At 61.4% G+C, this 14,856-nt stretch carries 10 protein-coding genes; all 10 read right to left on the bottom strand.

The window, feature by feature from the left end:
- Positions 1 to 24 precede the first annotated feature (24 nt).
- Complete coding sequence (locus WH299_RS23355; protein WP_122727693.1) at positions 25 to 2,520, bottom strand: PAS domain-containing hybrid sensor histidine kinase/response regulator; 2,496 nt, start codon at positions 2,518 to 2,520, stop codon at positions 25 to 27.
- A gap of 135 nt (positions 2,521 to 2,655) precedes the next feature.
- The gene (locus tag WH299_RS23350) at positions 2,656 to 4,614 is read right to left on the bottom strand and encodes an acetoacetate--CoA ligase (RefSeq protein ID WP_339551417.1); all 1,959 of its coding nucleotides are present in this window, start codon (positions 4,612 to 4,614) and stop codon (positions 2,656 to 2,658) included.
- A 162-nt stretch (positions 4,615 to 4,776) separates the two neighbouring features.
- On the bottom strand, positions 4,777 to 5,550 hold the full coding sequence (locus WH299_RS23345) for a 3-hydroxybutyrate dehydrogenase (RefSeq protein WP_339551416.1): 774 nt from the start codon (positions 5,548 to 5,550) through the stop codon (positions 4,777 to 4,779).
- Between the two features lie 7 nt (positions 5,551 to 5,557).
- Positions 5,558 to 6,949: a GntP family permease gene (locus WH299_RS23340; protein WP_028616412.1), complete on the bottom strand. Its 1,392-nt coding sequence runs from the start codon at positions 6,947 to 6,949 to the stop codon at positions 5,558 to 5,560.
- Between the two features lie 285 nt (positions 6,950 to 7,234).
- Entirely contained in the window at positions 7,235 to 8,644 is a 1,410-nt protein-coding gene (locus tag WH299_RS23335; RefSeq protein ID WP_126571661.1) for a sigma-54 interaction domain-containing protein, read from the bottom strand.
- Positions 8,645 to 8,703: 59 nt separating this feature from the next.
- Positions 8,704 to 10,275, bottom strand: a complete 1,572-nt coding sequence (locus WH299_RS23330) for an ABC transporter ATP-binding protein (protein WP_122727702.1) — start codon at positions 10,273 to 10,275, stop codon at positions 8,704 to 8,706.
- A 10-nt stretch (positions 10,276 to 10,285) separates the two neighbouring features.
- Complete coding sequence (locus tag WH299_RS23325; protein WP_028616409.1) at positions 10,286 to 11,308, bottom strand: ABC transporter permease; 1,023 nt, start codon at positions 11,306 to 11,308, stop codon at positions 10,286 to 10,288.
- On the bottom strand, positions 11,308 to 12,369 hold the full coding sequence (locus WH299_RS23320; protein WP_016976573.1) for a microcin C ABC transporter permease YejB: 1,062 nt from the start codon (positions 12,367 to 12,369) through the stop codon (positions 11,308 to 11,310). The genes WH299_RS23325 and WH299_RS23320 overlap by 1 nt, the downstream gene beginning before the upstream one ends.
- Complete coding sequence (locus WH299_RS23315; protein ID WP_339551413.1) at positions 12,369 to 14,228, bottom strand: extracellular solute-binding protein; 1,860 nt, start codon at positions 14,226 to 14,228, stop codon at positions 12,369 to 12,371. Before WH299_RS23315 ends, WH299_RS23320 begins: the two co-directional genes overlap by 1 nt.
- 130 nt (positions 14,229 to 14,358) lie before the next feature.
- Positions 14,359 to 14,640: a peptidylprolyl isomerase gene (locus WH299_RS23310; RefSeq protein WP_339551411.1), complete on the bottom strand. Its 282-nt coding sequence runs from the start codon at positions 14,638 to 14,640 to the stop codon at positions 14,359 to 14,361.
- Between the last annotated feature and the right edge of the window lie 216 nt (positions 14,641 to 14,856).

Raw genomic sequence — 14,856 nt, 5'->3', positions numbered from 1 at the left:
AACGGCGCGCGATTATGCCTGAACTCATTCAACCACGCTGATCATGCTGCGGATTTTCGTGGCCAGCAGGTCGATGGAAAACGGCTTGGCGACCATGTCCATGCCGTCCTCCAGAAAGCCCTGGCGCTCAGCGGCTTTTTCCGCGTAACCGGTCATGAACAATACGCGCAGTCCAGGGCGGTGTTGGCGTGCGATCTCTGCCAGTTGCCGGCCGTTCATGCCCGGCAGTCCGACATCGGTGACCAGTAAGTCCACACGCAAATCCGACTCCAGCAGCGGCAGTGCCGCCCGTGCATCCGCCGCCTGGTGGGCGGTGTAGCCCAGCTCATCGAGCACATTGACCACCAGCATGCGCACCGCCGGGTCGTCCTCGACCACCACCACGGCTTCACCGGCCAGGGCCACCGGTGCTTCACCGAGGCTGGCGGGCAAACTGCTTTCCAGTGCAGTGCCATACAGGCGCGGCAGGTACAGACGCACGCAGGTGCCCTGGCCCGGTTCGCTATGAATGGTCACGTGGCCGCCGGACTGTTGGGCAAAGCCATAGATCATTGACAGCCCCAGGCCGGTGCCTTGGCCGATGGGCTTGGTGGTGAAAAAGGGATCGAAAGCCTTGGCCAGAATCTTCGGTGCCATGCCGGTGCCGTTGTCGCACACACCGAGCATCACGTAGTCGCCAGCCTTGACCGGTTCAAGGGTGGCGATGTCGGTGCCGTCCAGGTAGCTATTGGCGGTTTCTATCAGGATTTCACCGCCGTCGGGCATGGCATCGCGGGCGTTGATCACCAGGTTGAGCAGGGCGTTTTCCAGTTGGCTGGCGTCGGTGTTCACCGGCCAGATGTCGTGGCCCAGTTGTACCTTGAGCGCGATGTGCGCGCCTTTGGTGCGGCGGAACAAGTCTTCCAGCGAGGCGACCAATTGGTTCGGATCCAGTGGGCGCCGATCCAGCGACTGTCGGCGTGAGAACGCCAGTAAACGGTGGGTGAGGGCGGCGGCGCGATGGGCGGAGGACACAGCCGCGTCAGTAAAACGACCGATCTCGTCACTGCGCCCGGCAGCGATGTAACGCTGCATCAGGTCCAGGCTGCCGATGATGCCAGTGAGCATATTGTTGAAGTCGTGGGCGATGCCACCGGTGAGCTGGCCGACGGCCTCCATCTTCTGCGCATGGCGCAGTGCATCTTCGGCGCGCTCACGCTCGTACATCTCGTTTTGCAGGCGCTGGTTGGCTTCGGCCAGGGCCTGGGTGCGTTGGGCTACGCGTTCTTCAAGGTTTTCGTTGAGGTGACGCAGGGCTTCTTCGGTGAGTTTGCGTTCAGTCTCATCGATCACAAAAATGTAGAAACCATTCACCGAGCCGTCATTGCTGAAGCGCGGCAGGTACTTCATCAAGGCGTGGCGTGGGCGGCCGTCGCGGTGCGGGGTGATGGTCATGAAGCTGCAGGCCTTGCCCTTGAGTGCGGCGGCGATCTTGTCTTCACGTCCGGCATACACCTCGTCGCCGAGCACTTCGCGGATGGTCTTGCCGTACAGCTCCTGGGGCGTCATGCCGTACCACTCCAGGTACGCGCTGTTGTTCAGGCGAAAGCGCTGTTCATGGTCGACGTAACCGATCAGCACCGGCATGGCGTTGATGATCAGCTGCAACTCGGTCTGGCTCTGGCGCAGGGCCTGTTCGGTGTGTTTGCGCTCGGTGAGGTCTAGCGCGGCGCCGAGGAACCGTGTCGGCCGACCTTGATGATCCTTGTAGCAGCGGCCACGGGCGAACACCCAGCGTATCTGGCCATCGGCCTGCAACAGGCGGTATTCCTCGGCGTACTCGGTGCCGAAGGTGATGCAGTGCTTGATACTGCGCGCCACCATGCCACGGTCTTCCGGGTGTACCCCGTGCAGGTAGTCGCTGATCGGCAACAGGCGCGCATCGCTGGGGTCGACGCCGTGCAGATAGGCGAAATGCGCGTCGGCGATAAAGCGGTCTTCACCGATATCCCAATCCCAGGTGCCTACCGCGTCGGTGGCAGCCAGGGCCAACTGCAAGCGTTGCTCGGTGTTGTGCTGGGCTCTGCGGCGTTCGTTGGTTTCGATGGCGGTGACGAGGATGCCGGCCACTCGGGTGCTTTCATCACGGATCGGGCTGTAGGTCAGGTCCAGCCAGATTTCCGTGTCGCGATTGTTGCGCTGCAGCACAAAACGCTGCTCGCTGAAGGTGCGCACCTGGCCGCTGAGCACGGCGTCATAGATCGGCGCGGTAAAGCTTTCCAGCTCCGGCCAGGTCTGATGCGCCGGCTGCCCCATTGCTTCAGGATGCTTGTTGCCGGCCAGTTGGGCGAAGCCGTCGTTGTAGAGTTGCGTGAGTTGGTCGCCCCACAGCAGGAGCATCGGCATCGGCGAGTGGACGACGATATCCACGGCGGTGCGCAGGCTTTGCGGCCAACCACTGGTCTCACCGAGCGGGCTTTGCGCCCAGTCCAGCCGCGCAATCAATGCGGCGGCTTCGCTACCGGTGGATGTTCCAATCATGAAAAAGCCCTGAGCGTAACGCTTTGAAAGATGACAACACCCATTATCCCGTGACTTGGGAATGGGTGACTACCCCCGAAAAATAGCATGCATTCGGGGTTTGTCTTCAAATGAGTGCGTCAGGGCTGAAGCCTTTCATCCTTGGGCGAGTTCAGGGCGGTCGCGGAACTGCTCCAGCGCCAGCGGGTTGGCCAGGGCGTCGGTGTTCTTCACCGGCTCACCGTGCACCACATTGCGCACCGCCAATTCGACGATCTTGCCGCTGATGGTGCGGGGGATATCGGTGACAGCGAGGATCTTCGCCGGCACATGGCGCGGTGTGGTGTTGGCGCGAATCACCTGGCGGATCTGCTGCTCCAGCGCGTCGTCCAATTCCACACCGTCGTTGAGGCGTACGAACAGCACCACGCGCACGTCGTCCTGCCAGCGTTGGCCGATGGCTAGGCTTTCCTGCACCTGTGGGATTTTTTCCACCTGGCGGTAAATCTCGGCCGTGCCGATCCGCACGCCGCCGGGGTTGAGCACCGCGTCGGAGCGCCCGTGGATCAGCAGGCTGCCGTTGGGGCGCTGTTCGGCGTAGTCTCCTTGGGCCCAGACGCCGGGAAACTGGCTGAAATACGAAGCGAGCAGTTTCTTGCGCTCCGCATCGTTCCATAGCCCGATGGGCATGGCCGGGAAATGCCGGGTGCACACCAGCTCGCCTTTTTCGCCGACCAGCGGCTGGCCCTGGTCATCCCACACCTCGATGGCCATCGCCAGGCTCTTGCACTGCATTTCACCGCGACGCACCGGGAGCACCGGGTTGCCGATCACAAAGCAGGAGACGATATCGGTGCCACCGGACATGGACGACAGGCATAGCTCGCCCTTGATCTCGCGGTACACGTAGTCGTAGCTCTGGGGCGATAGTGGCGAACCGGTCGAAATCAAGCCTTTGAGAATGCTCAACTTGTGGCTCAGGCGCGGTTGCAAGCCGGCCTTTTCCAAGGTGGCGAGAAACTTGGGGCTGGTACCGAACACGCTGATCTTCTCGGCATCAATCAGGTCGATCAGCCGCTCGGGGCCTGGATGAAACGGCGAACCGTCATACAGCACCGCCGTGGCGCCGATGGCCAGGACCGACACCAGCCAGTTCCACATCATCCAGCCGCAGGTGGTGTAGTAGAACAGGCAGTCCTCGCGGGACAGGTCGGCATGCAGGCCGTGTTCCTTGAGGTGGGTGAGCAGCACGCCGCCGGTGCCGTGGATGATGCACTTGGGCACGCCGGTGGTGCCACTGGAATAGAGGATATACAGCGGATGATCGAATGGCACCGCGACGAATTCAGGCTCGCCGCCGGGCTGATAGAAGTCCTGCCACAGCGCGACGCGGGCGTGGGTCTGATAGTCCTCGATCCTTACCTGGGGACGCGCGTACGGCACGATGATCAACTGCTCCAGGGACGGCAGGCGTTCGAGGATTTCATTGAGCTTGGCGGTCTGGTCGATGTCTTTGCCGGCATAACGATATCCGGCGCAGGTGATCAGCACCTTGGGCTCGATCTGGCCGAACCGGTCGATCACACCCTGGGTGCCGAAGTCCGGCGATGAGCATGACCAGATTGCGCCGAGGCTGGTGGTGGCAAGCATGCCCACCAGGGTTTGCCAGGTATTGGGCATACACGCCGCGACGCGATCACCCTGGACCACACCGGCCGCCCGCAGGCTGTTTTGCAGACCGGCGACATGGGCGGCCAGTTCGGCGTAGGTCAATTGCTCGCGCTGGCCGTCTTCACTGAGGGCGACCACGGCGGGGTGATCGTCGCGACGGCGCAACAGGTGCTCGGCAAAGTTCAGGGTCGCGCCGGGAAACCATTGGGCGCTGGGCATTTCGGTGTCTTCGATCAGCACCGCCGTGGGCGGGCTGCGAAATTGCACGTCGAAATACGCCACGATCGCCCGCCAGAAATCCGCGCGCTGGTCGATGCTCCACTGGTGAAGCGCCGGATAGTCGCTGAGCTGCACGCTGTAGCGTTCGTTAATGTAGCGCCGGAACTGGTCCATCCGCGTGTGGGCGATGCGTTCCGGGGAGGGTTGCCACAGAATGTCGGACATCAGCAAGGTCTCTTGTTCTTATCCAGGTCTTCCACACAATACAGTTCAAATGTGGGAGGGGGCTTGCCCCCGATGAGGGAGTGTCAGTTGATACATCGGGTGACTGACCCACCGCTATCGGGGGCAAGCCCCCTCCCACATTTTGAACTCCAGTCTCTGGTGTTACTGGGCCAGCCAGCCGCCGTCGATATTCCATGCGGCGCCGCGCACCTGGCTGCCGGCTTCGCTGCACAAAAACAGCACCAACTCGCCCAATTGCGGCGGTGTCACAAACTCCAGCGACGGTTGCTTCTCCGCCAGCAGATCATGCTGCGCCTGCTGCGGGTCAACGCCTGCGGCGGCACGGTCATCAATCTGCTTCTGCACCAACGGCGTCAGCACCCAGCCGGGGCAGATGGCGTTGCAGGTGACGTTACTGGTAGCGGTTTCCAGGCCGACGACCTTGGTCAAACCAATCACGCCGTGCTTGGCCGCCACATACGCCGCCTTGCCCACCGAACCGACCTGGCCATGCACCGAGGCGATATTGACGATACGCCCCCAGCCCTTGGCTTTCATGCCCGGCAAGCTCAAGCGTGTGCTGTGGAACACCGACGACAGGTTGATCGCAATGATCGAGTCCCAGCGCTCCACCGGGAAGTCTTCTACCGCCGCCACATGTTGGATGCCGGCGTTGTTCACCAGGATGTCCACGCCGCCGAATTCACGCTCGGCGTAGGCGATCATGTCGGCGATCTGCGCCGGGTCGCTGACGTCGGCCGGATGATGGCCGACCTTGCCGCCGAAAGCCTGAACCTGGGCGATCACCGCGCTGGCGTCGCCGAAGCCGTTGAGGATCAGGTTAGCGCCGGCCTTGGCCAGGCTCAGTGCAATCCCTAAGCCGATGCCGCTGGTGGAGCCGGTGACCAGGGCGGTCTTGCCGTTCAATGTCGTCATGAAAACCTCACACAATGCCGGTGGCGTAGAAAGTACCGATCACCACGAACACCGCGAGGGTCTTGATAATCGTGATGCCGAAAATGTCCTTGTAGGCTTCGCGGTGCGTCAGGCCGGTGACCGCCAGCAGCGTGATCACCGCGCCGTTGTGGGGCAGGGTGTCCATGCCGCCGCTGGCCATGGCCGCGACGCGGTGCAGCACTTCAAGGGGGATATTGGCCGCATGCGCCGCCGAAATAAAGCTCTCGGACATGGCCGCCAGGGCGATGCTCATGCCGCCCGACGCGGAGCCGGTGATGCCGGCCAGTAGGGTCACGGTGATCGCTTCGTTGACCAGTGGGTTGGGGATGCCCTTGAGCCAGTCCGCCAGCACCAGAAAGCCTGGCAGCGAGGCGATCACGGCACCAAAGCCGTATTCCGACGCAGTGTTCATCGCGGCCAGCAATGCACCGCTGACCGCACTTTTGCTGCCTTCGGCGAGCTTGCTTTTGATTGCCGAGAAGCCGAACACCAGCACCACGATAATCCCCACCAGCAATGCCGCCTGCACCGCCCAGATCGCGGTGAGCTTGGCGATTTCGGTGGTCACCGGGGTGGTCATGCCTGGCAGGGCAAGGCTGTGGGTCTTGCCGTACCACTGCGGGATCCAGTGCGTGAACAATAGGTTCATCACACCCACCAGGATCAGTGGTGACAGCGCGATCCACGGGTTGGGGAGTGCCAGGTTATCGGCGGTTTCCGGCTCGTTGCGCAGTTCGGTACCGTAACCTTCACCGGCCCGTTGCGCCTTGTTGCGTTGGCGCGCCAGGTACAGCATGCCGGCGCAAAACACGAAGATTGTGCCAATCAGGCCCAGCCACGGCGCCGCCCAGGCGGTGGTGTTGAAAAAGGTGCTGGGGATGATGTTCTGGATCTGTGGCGTGCCGGGCAGCGCGTCCATGGTGAACGAGAATGCGCCGAGGGCGATGGTTGCCGGGATCAGGCGTTTCGGGATATTGCTCTGGCGGAACATCTCCGCCGCGAACGGGTACACCGCAAACACCACCACGAACAGCGACACGCCGCCGTAGGTGAGCAGGGCGCAGACCAGCACGATCACCAGCATCGCCTGACGCGTGCCGAGCAGACCGATCGCGGCGGCGACAATGGAGCGCGAGAATCCCGACAGTTCGATCAGCTTGCCGAACACCGCGCCGAGCAGGAACACCGGGAAATACAGTTTGATAAAACCGACCATCTTCTCCATGAACACCCCGGTAAAGGCGGGGGCGACGGCGGACGGATCGGTAAGCAGTACAGCGCCGAGCGCGGCGATGGGGGCAAACAGGATAACGCTATAGCCACGGTAGGCAGCCAGCATCAGCAACGCGAGCGCTGCCAGGGCAATGATCACACTCATGGTGTGTCTCCATCGGATTGTTATTTTTGTGGGATGTTGCTGTAGGAGGGGCTATAGCGAGATGTGTGCCAAATTAATAACGTATTGATATTTATACAATTTATTTAATTTTGTAGCGGCTATCTTGAATGTGATCTCTATTTTGAGACAGGCAGAGATCAAATGTGGGAGCTGGCTTGCCTGCGATAGCGGTGTATCAGTCACCAATTGTTCAGCTGAACCAACGCTATCGCAGGCAAGCCAGCCCCCACAGTAGATCATCTGCATATTGAGATTATTGTCTCTTTAGTGAGATTGATCGATGCCCAACGCCACCATTTTCTTGTACAGCGTCGACCGCCCGAGCCCCAACCGTTTGGCCGCTTCCACCACATTCCCCTCACAGGCCCGCAACGCCGTGCCGATCACCTGCCGATCAAACCGCTCCCGCGCCGCACTGAAACTTTCTCCCTCAACCGCCGCTACCGCGCTGCCACGTTCCACCGGCGTAAAGGTGCCGATTGCTGCGCGAATGGCCGGGGCATTCAACACCAGGTCATCACTGAGCAGTGCCGCCCGCTCCAGCACATTGCGCAGCTCACGGATGTTCCCCGGCCACGCATGCTGCGCCAGCAGCGCCAAGGCTTCACGGTCCAGCTCATGCTGGCTGCGCAACTCCTCAAGAATCGCCTCGCTCAACGCCGGAATATCCTCCAGCCGTTCACGCAACGGCGGCACCTGGATCGGCAGCACGTTCAGCCGGTAATACAGGTCGGCGCGGAACTCGCCCCGTTTGATCGCCGCTTCCAGGTCCATCGACGTGGCCGCGATCACCCGCACATCGCTGTGCAGCATTTCATTGGAGCCGACCGGCTCGAATTCCTTTTCCTGCAACACCCGCAGCAATTTGCTTTGCAACGGCAGGGGCATGTCGCCGATTTCATCGAGGAACAACGTGCCGCCCTGGGCAATCTGGAATTTGCCCGGACGGCCCTTGCGGTCGGCGCCGGTAAACGCACCCGGCGCGGTGCCGAAGAACTCGGCTTCCAGCAGGTCAGCGGGAATCGCTGCACTGTTGATACTGACAAATGCCTTGTGTGCACGGCTTGAGGCGCCGTGAATCGCCTGGGCGAGCAATTCCTTGCCGGTGCCAGTCTCGCCCAGCAGTAACACCGGCGATTCGGCGCTGGCACTGCGCCGCGCCCGGCGTTTGACTTCGAGGCTGGCGGCGCTGGTGCCGATAAAGTGCGCGAAGTTGTATTTGCTCTGGCGCGAACGCAGCAAGGAGCGCGTCGAGGCCAGTTCCTGCTGCATGCTCAAGTAACGCTCAATCAACGGGGACAGGTTGCGCAGTTCATCGAACAGCGCAAAACCAATCGCGCCGATCACCGCGCCTGCGTCGTTGTGGATCGGCAAACGCATCACCACCAACGGGCCTTTGGGCGTGTCCTGGATATCCAGCAGGATCGGCTGGTCGTTGCGCACCACCTGGCGTAAAAGACTGTTGGAGATTACCTGTTCACACGGCTGGCCGATGGCTTCGTCGGCGCTCTTGAGGCCGAAACGCTTGGCGTAGCGCTCGTTCATCCACACGATATTGGCGTCGCGGTCGACAATCACCGTGCCTTCGCTGGACTGTTCGATGATCTCGAACAGCGACTGGATGGCCAGGCCACGCACCTGCTGATAGTCCTTGAGGTTATCGGTGATGTTCATGTTTAGGCTACCAACACAAATTGGACATGGAATCGCGATCCTTGTGAGAGCGGGCGTGTTTACAAGGGAATATGCGCCGCTGCCAGCAACTCTTTGGTGTACGGATGTTGCGGTGCATCGAACACCTCATGGCTGGCGCCGCGCTCCACCACCTGGCCGTCCTTGATCACGATCATGTCATGGGCCATGGCGCGCACCACGGCCAGGTCATGGCTGATAAACAGGTAAGTCAGGCCGTACTTGTCTTGCAGCTCGCGCAGCAACGCCACCACTTGTTTCTGTACGGTGCGGTCAAGGGCCGAGGTCGGTTCGTCGAGCAGCATCAGTGCCGGCTTGAGTACCAAGGCGCGGGCGATGGCAATGCGTTGGCGCTGGCCGCCGGAGAATTCATGGGGGTAACGGTGGCGGCTGGCGGGGTCGAGGCCCACATCCTTGAGCACCTGGATCACCTGCGCATCGCGGTCGGCCAGGCTGCACGGTGCGTGCACTTCCAGGCCTTCGCTGATGATTTGCTCCACGGTCATGCGTGGGCTGAGACTGCCGTAAGGGTCCTGGAACACCACCTGCATCTGCTTGCGCCATGGGCGCATCTGCTGGTTATTCAGCGGGTCGAGGGCTTCACCCTGGAAGCGGATGCTGCCGGTGGAGTCCAGCAGCCGCAGGATCGCCTGGCCCAGGGTGGATTTGCCCGAGCCGGACTCGCCAACAATCCCCAGGGTCTTGCCGCGTTGCACGCTGAGGCTGATGCCGTCTACAGCACGCAGGTAGGTCTTGCGCCGGAACAACCCGCCGCCGAGGGGGAACTGCACGGTCAGGTCGTCCACCTGCAAAACGGTTTCGCGTTCGTCACTGCACAGCGCATCACCGTCCGGTTCGGCATCCAGCAGCAGGCGGCTATACGGGTGTTGCGGCGCATTGAACAGGCTCTGGCAGTCGGCCTGCTCGACAATCTCGCCTGCGCGCATCACGCACACGCGCTGGGCGATGCTGCGCACCAGATTGAGGTCGTGGCTGATCAGCAGCAGCGACATGCCCAAGCGTTGTTGCAGGGACTTGAGCAGCAACAGGATCTTGCGCTGCACGGTCACGTCCAGCGCGGTGGTGGGTTCGTCGGCGATCAGCAGTTCCGGCTCGCAGGCCAGGGCCATGGCGATCATCACCCGCTGGCGTTGCCCGCCGGACAGTTGATGAGGATAGGCCCTGAGCCGCTCCTTGGGTTTCTGGATGCCCACCAGGTCAAGCAATTCCAGAATGCGCGCCTGGGCCGCCTTGCCACCCAGGCCCTTGTGCAGCAGCAGGGTTTCGCCGATCTGCTTTTCGATGCTGTGCAACGGGTTCAGGGAGGTCATCGGCTCCTGGAAGATCATCGCAATGCGGTTGCCGCGTAGCTTCTGCAGGGTCGGCGCCGATGCGCCGATCAATTCCTGGCCGCGGTACTGGATAGAACCGGTGGTTTCAGTGCCGGCTTCGGGCAGCAGTTGCAGGATCGAGTGGGCAGTCACCGACTTGCCCGAGCCCGACTCGCCCACCAGCGCCAGGCACTCGCCGGGGCGAACGTCCAGGCTCAGGTTGCGCACCACGGTCTGGCCGCTGAAGGCGACGCTGAGGTCGCGGATTTCGATCAGGTTCATAGGCGGTCACTCATGAGCGTGGGTCGAAGGCATCACGCAATGCCTCGCCGATAAACACCAGCAGCGACAGGATCAGCGCCAGTGTGAAGAACGCCGTCAGGCCCAGCCAGGGCGCTTGCAGGTTCTGCTTGCCCTGGGCGATCAACTCGCCCAGGGAGGCGCTGCCTGCCGGCATGCCAAAACCGAGGAAATCCAGGGCGCTCAGGGTAGAAATCGCGCCGGTCAGGATGAACGGCAGGTAACTCAAGGTGGCCGTCATGGCGTTGGGCAGAATATGCCGGCGAATGATCTTGCCGTCACCCAAACCCAAGGCCCGTGCTGCCTTGACGTATTCCAGGTTGCGCCCGCGCAGGAACTCGGCGCGCACCACGTCCACCAGGGCCAGCCAGGAAAACAGCGCCATGATCCCCAGCAACCACCAGAAATTCGGTTCGACAAAACCGGACAGGATGATCAGCAGGTACAGCACCGGTAGCCCGGACCACACCTCCAGCACGCGCTGGCCAATCAAATCCACCCAGCCGCCGTAGTAGCCCTGCAATGCGCCGGCCGCAATACCGATGGCGGCGCTGATCGCGGTGAGCGCCAGGGCAAACAGGATCGACACCCGCGCACCAAAGATCACCCGCGCCAACACATCCCGCGACTGGTCGTCAGTGCCCAGCCAGTTCACCGCCGAGGGCGGGCTGGGGGCAGGGCGGGTCAGTTCGTAGTTGGGCGTGTCGTCGCTGAACGGGATCGGCGGGAACAGCATCCAGCCGCCGTCCTGCTCAATCAGCTTTTTCACGTAGTCACTGCGATAGTCGGCCTGGAACGGCAGCTGGCCGCCGAACTGTTGCTCGGTGTACCGCTTGAACACCGGGAAATACAGTTCGTTCTTGAAACTCAACACCAGGGGCTTGTCATTGGCGATCAACTCACCGCCGAGGGTCAGGATAAACAGGCCGATAAACAGCCACAGCGACCACCAGCCGCGTCGGTTTTTCTTGAAACGCTCGAAACGGCGGCGCGCCACGGGAGACAGGTTAAGCATCAGGCGTTCCTCGCGGCGAAGTCGATACGCGGGTCCACCAGGGTGTAGCAGAGGTCACCGATGAGTTTTATCAAGAGGCCGAACAACGTGAAGATGAACAACGAACCGAACACCACCGGGTAATCGCGGGAGACGGCGGCTTCGTAGCTCATGCGGCCGAGGCCATCGAGGGAGAAGATCACCTCGATCAGCAGGGAGCCGGCGAAGAACACGGCGATGAACGCCTGGGGAATCCCCGAGATCACCAGCAACATGGCGTTGCGAAATACGTGGCCGTACAACACGCGCCTTTCGCTCAGGCCCTTGGCGCGCGCGGTCACTACGTACTGGCGCGTGATTTCATTGAGGAATGAGTTTTTGGTGAGGATGGTCAGCGTGGCGAACCCACCGATGACCAACGAGGTAACCGGTAACACCAGATGCCAGAAATAATCGGCAATCTTGCCCACGGTACTCAGTTCTTCGAAGTTCTCCGACACCAGCCCGCGCACCGGGAACCAGTTCAGCGACGTGCCGCCGGCAAACACCACGATCAGGAACATCGCAAACAGGAACGCCGGCATCGCATAGCCGATGACGATCGCGGTGCTGCTCCACACATCGAAGCTGCTGCCATGGCGCACCGCCTTGCGAATCCCCAGGGGGATCGACACCAGGTAGGTGATCAGCGTGGCCCAGAGGCCGAGGGAGATGGTGACGGGCATTTTTTCCAGGATCAGATCGATCACCGTCTTGCCGCGAAAGAAACTGTTACCAAAGTCCAGCTGCGCGTAGCTCTTGAGCATCAGCCACAGGCGTTCCGGCGCAGGCTTGTCGAAGCCGTACTGTTTTTCGATGTCCGCGATCAACTTCGGGTCCAGCCCACGGCTGGCGCGGGAACCGCCGCTGATGCCTTCGCCTGACGAGCCGCCGACGCCACCGCCGCCAATGCCTTGCAAATGGGCAATGGCTTGCTCCACCGGGCCGCCGGGGGCCGCTTGTACGATCACGAAATTCACCAGCAAGATGATCACCAGCGTCGGGATGATCAGCAGCAGGCGCCGCACGATATAGGCAAACATCAGCGCGCCCCTCCGCGTTTTTTCAGCTCAGCGTTCATTTGTTCGTTGGTCAGTGGGGTGGGGCTGATTTCCCACCAGGTTTCCAGGGCTTCGTCGTTTTTCGCCTCGATGGCCGGGCGGCCAAAGCGGTTCCACCACGCGGCGGACGTGCCGGGCGGGTAGTAATTGGGGATCCACAGGTAATTCCATTGCAGCACCCGGTCCAGCGCGTGGGCGTAGGTGAGCATCTGCGCTTGGGTGTCGGCCTTGACCAGACCCTTTATCAGGCTGTCGACGGCTGGGTCCTTGAGCACCATGTAGTTGTTGGCGCCGGGGTCAAACGCGGCGGCCGAGCCGAAATAGTTGTACAGCTCCATGCCGGGCGACGTGGTGACCGGGAAGCCGGTGACGATCATGTCGTAGTCCCGTGCCATTACCCGGTTCACATACTGTGAGGAGTCGATGCGGCGGATATTCAGGGTGATGCCGATCTGCGCCAGGTTGCGTTTGTACGGCAGCAACAGGCGTTCCAGGCCGCTTTGGGCGTTGAGGAAGGTAAATTCCAGCGGCTTGCCCTCGGCGTTCACCAGTTTGTCGCCATCCGGTTTCCAGCCGGCTTCCTCCAGCAAGGCCAGGGCCTGCAATTGCTTGTCGCGGATCATGCCGCTGCCGTCGGTGACCGGCGCCTTGAACACCTGGGTGAACACTTCGTCCGGCACCTGGCCGCGCAAGGGTTCAAGAATCGCCAGTTCTTCTGGGGTCGGCGGCTGGCTGGCCGCCAGCGGGCTGTTGGAGAAGAAGCTCTGCTGGCGGATGTACATGTTGCGCATCATTTGCCGGTTGGCCCATTCGAAGTCCCACAGCATCGCCAGGGCCTGGCGCACGCGACGGTCCTTGAATATCGGTTTTTGCACATTGAACACATAACCCTGCGCCGGTTGCGGCATTTCCTTGGCCAAGTGCGCGCGTTGCAGGCGACCGTCATCCAGGGCCGGGCCGTTGTAGCCGATGGAGTAACCGGTGGCGGAAAACTCGCGGTTGAAATCGTAGGCACCACCGCGCAATACCTGGCGGGCCACTTCGGTGTCGCCGAAATACTCCAGGCTCAAGTGATCGAAGTTGTACAGGCCACGGCTGACGGGCAGGTCCTTGCCCCACCAGTTCGGGTCTCGGGTAAAGGTGATGGTGCTGCCGGAGTCGATCTTGCTGACTTTATAGGGGCCGCTGCCGAGAGGCGCTTCATAGCCGCCGCCGTTGGCGAAGTCGCGGGTCTTCCACCAGTGTTCCGGGAAGACCGGCAGGGTGGCGATGTCCAGGGGCAGGGTGCGGTTTTCATTGCTGGAGAAATCAAAGCGTACCTGACGTTCGCCTTCGACTTCGACGTGCTTGACGTCGGCAAACAGGGTGCGAAAGCGCAGGCTGCCTTGGGTCATCAGCAGGTCGAAGCTGTAGCGCACGTCTTCGGCGGTGATGGGTTTACCGTCCGCAAAACGTGCCTTGGGATTGAGGAAAAAACGCAGCGACAGGCCGTCATCGGCGCGCTCCATTTTTTCGGCCACCAGGCCGTAAACGGTGTAGGGCTCGTCCAGGGAGCGCTGGGCCAGGGGCGCATACAGCCAGCCGTCGACCTGGGAAACCCCGATGCCTTTGTCGATATAGGGCAACACGTGGTCAAAGCGCCCGATCTCGATGGCCGAACGGCGCAGGCTACCGCCCTTGGGGGCATTCGGGTTGGCGTAGTCGAAATGGGTAAAGCCGGCGGGGTACTTGGCCGGTTCGCCGTACACGGTCAGGTACGGTTGCGGTGCCGCGATCACGGCTGTGCTGGCCAGCAGCAGGGCCAGGGTCGAACTAAAAATGTAGGAAAAAGCCAATCGCATTGTCAGCCTTGAGCGCCGTGTGAAGTAGAAAAGGGATTTGTACGCTAACGGCATCAGCGTCGCCAGTCATCACATGCACAACGGCCCACCTAAAGGCGGGCCGTTGTTTAGAACATCAGCGCAGACTGGATCAGTCCTGGCGGCTGGTGACTTCCAGCAGGTGGTAGCCGAACTGGGTTTTTACCGGGCCTTGTACGGTGTTGACCGGGGCGCTGAATACGACAGTGTCGAATTCCTTGACCATCTGGCCTGGACCGAACGAGCCCAGGTTGCCGCCTTCGCGGCTGGACGGGCAGCTGGAGTTGGCTTTGGCGATCTCTGCGAAATCGGCGCCGCCTTCGATTTGGGCCTTGAGTTCGTTGCACTTGTCTTCAGTGGAAACGAGGATGTGACGGGCGGTGGCTTTGGCCATGGGGAGTAACTCCTTGAATGAAAAGGGTGAGCCTACCGGATTCAGGCGGTTATTTCTTGGCAAAGTTCCGTTGGGGTGGTTGGTGGTGTGTTGTGTACATATCCGTTGCTGCGGTGATGGCTGATATTGGTTCCGCCCTTACGGCGGCTCACTTTTGAAGAGCGCAAAAGTAAGCAAAACGCTCTTGCCCCAACACTCGGCACCTCGCCTAGGCTC

The sequence above is a fragment of the Pseudomonas sp. MYb541 genome (genome assembly GCF_037479595.1).
Taxonomy (GTDB): domain Bacteria; phylum Pseudomonadota; class Gammaproteobacteria; order Pseudomonadales; family Pseudomonadaceae; genus Aquipseudomonas; species Aquipseudomonas canadensis.
This window is presented reverse-complemented; position numbering and strand designations above follow the sequence as displayed.

What these genes read in the sequence shown, in the direction of transcription:
- WH299_RS23355 (WP_122727693.1), bottom strand. Translation starts at nt 2,520, where the DNA reads ATGATTGGAACATCCACCGGTAGCGAAGCCGCCGCATTGATTGCGCGG.
- WH299_RS23350 (WP_339551417.1), bottom strand. Translation starts at nt 4,614, where the DNA reads ATGTCCGACATTCTGTGGCAACCCTCCCCGGAACGCATCGCCCACACG.
- WH299_RS23345 (WP_339551416.1), bottom strand. Translation starts at nt 5,550, where the DNA reads ATGACGACATTGAACGGCAAGACCGCCCTGGTCACCGGCTCCACCAGC.
- WH299_RS23340 (WP_028616412.1), bottom strand. Translation starts at nt 6,949, where the DNA reads ATGAGTGTGATCATTGCCCTGGCAGCGCTCGCGTTGCTGATGCTGGCT.
- WH299_RS23335 (WP_126571661.1), bottom strand. Translation starts at nt 8,644, where the DNA reads ATGAACATCACCGATAACCTCAAGGACTATCAGCAGGTGCGTGGCCTG.
- WH299_RS23330 (WP_122727702.1), bottom strand. Translation starts at nt 10,275, where the DNA reads ATGAACCTGATCGAAATCCGCGACCTCAGCGTCGCCTTCAGCGGCCAG.
- WH299_RS23325 (WP_028616409.1), bottom strand. Translation starts at nt 11,308, where the DNA reads ATGCTTAACCTGTCTCCCGTGGCGCGCCGCCGTTTCGAGCGTTTCAAG.
- WH299_RS23320 (WP_016976573.1), bottom strand. Translation starts at nt 12,369, where the DNA reads ATGTTTGCCTATATCGTGCGGCGCCTGCTGCTGATCATCCCGACGCTG.
- WH299_RS23315 (WP_339551413.1), bottom strand. Translation starts at nt 14,228, where the DNA reads ATGCGATTGGCTTTTTCCTACATTTTTAGTTCGACCCTGGCCCTGCTG.
- WH299_RS23310 (WP_339551411.1), bottom strand. Translation starts at nt 14,640, where the DNA reads ATGGCCAAAGCCACCGCCCGTCACATCCTCGTTTCCACTGAAGACAAG.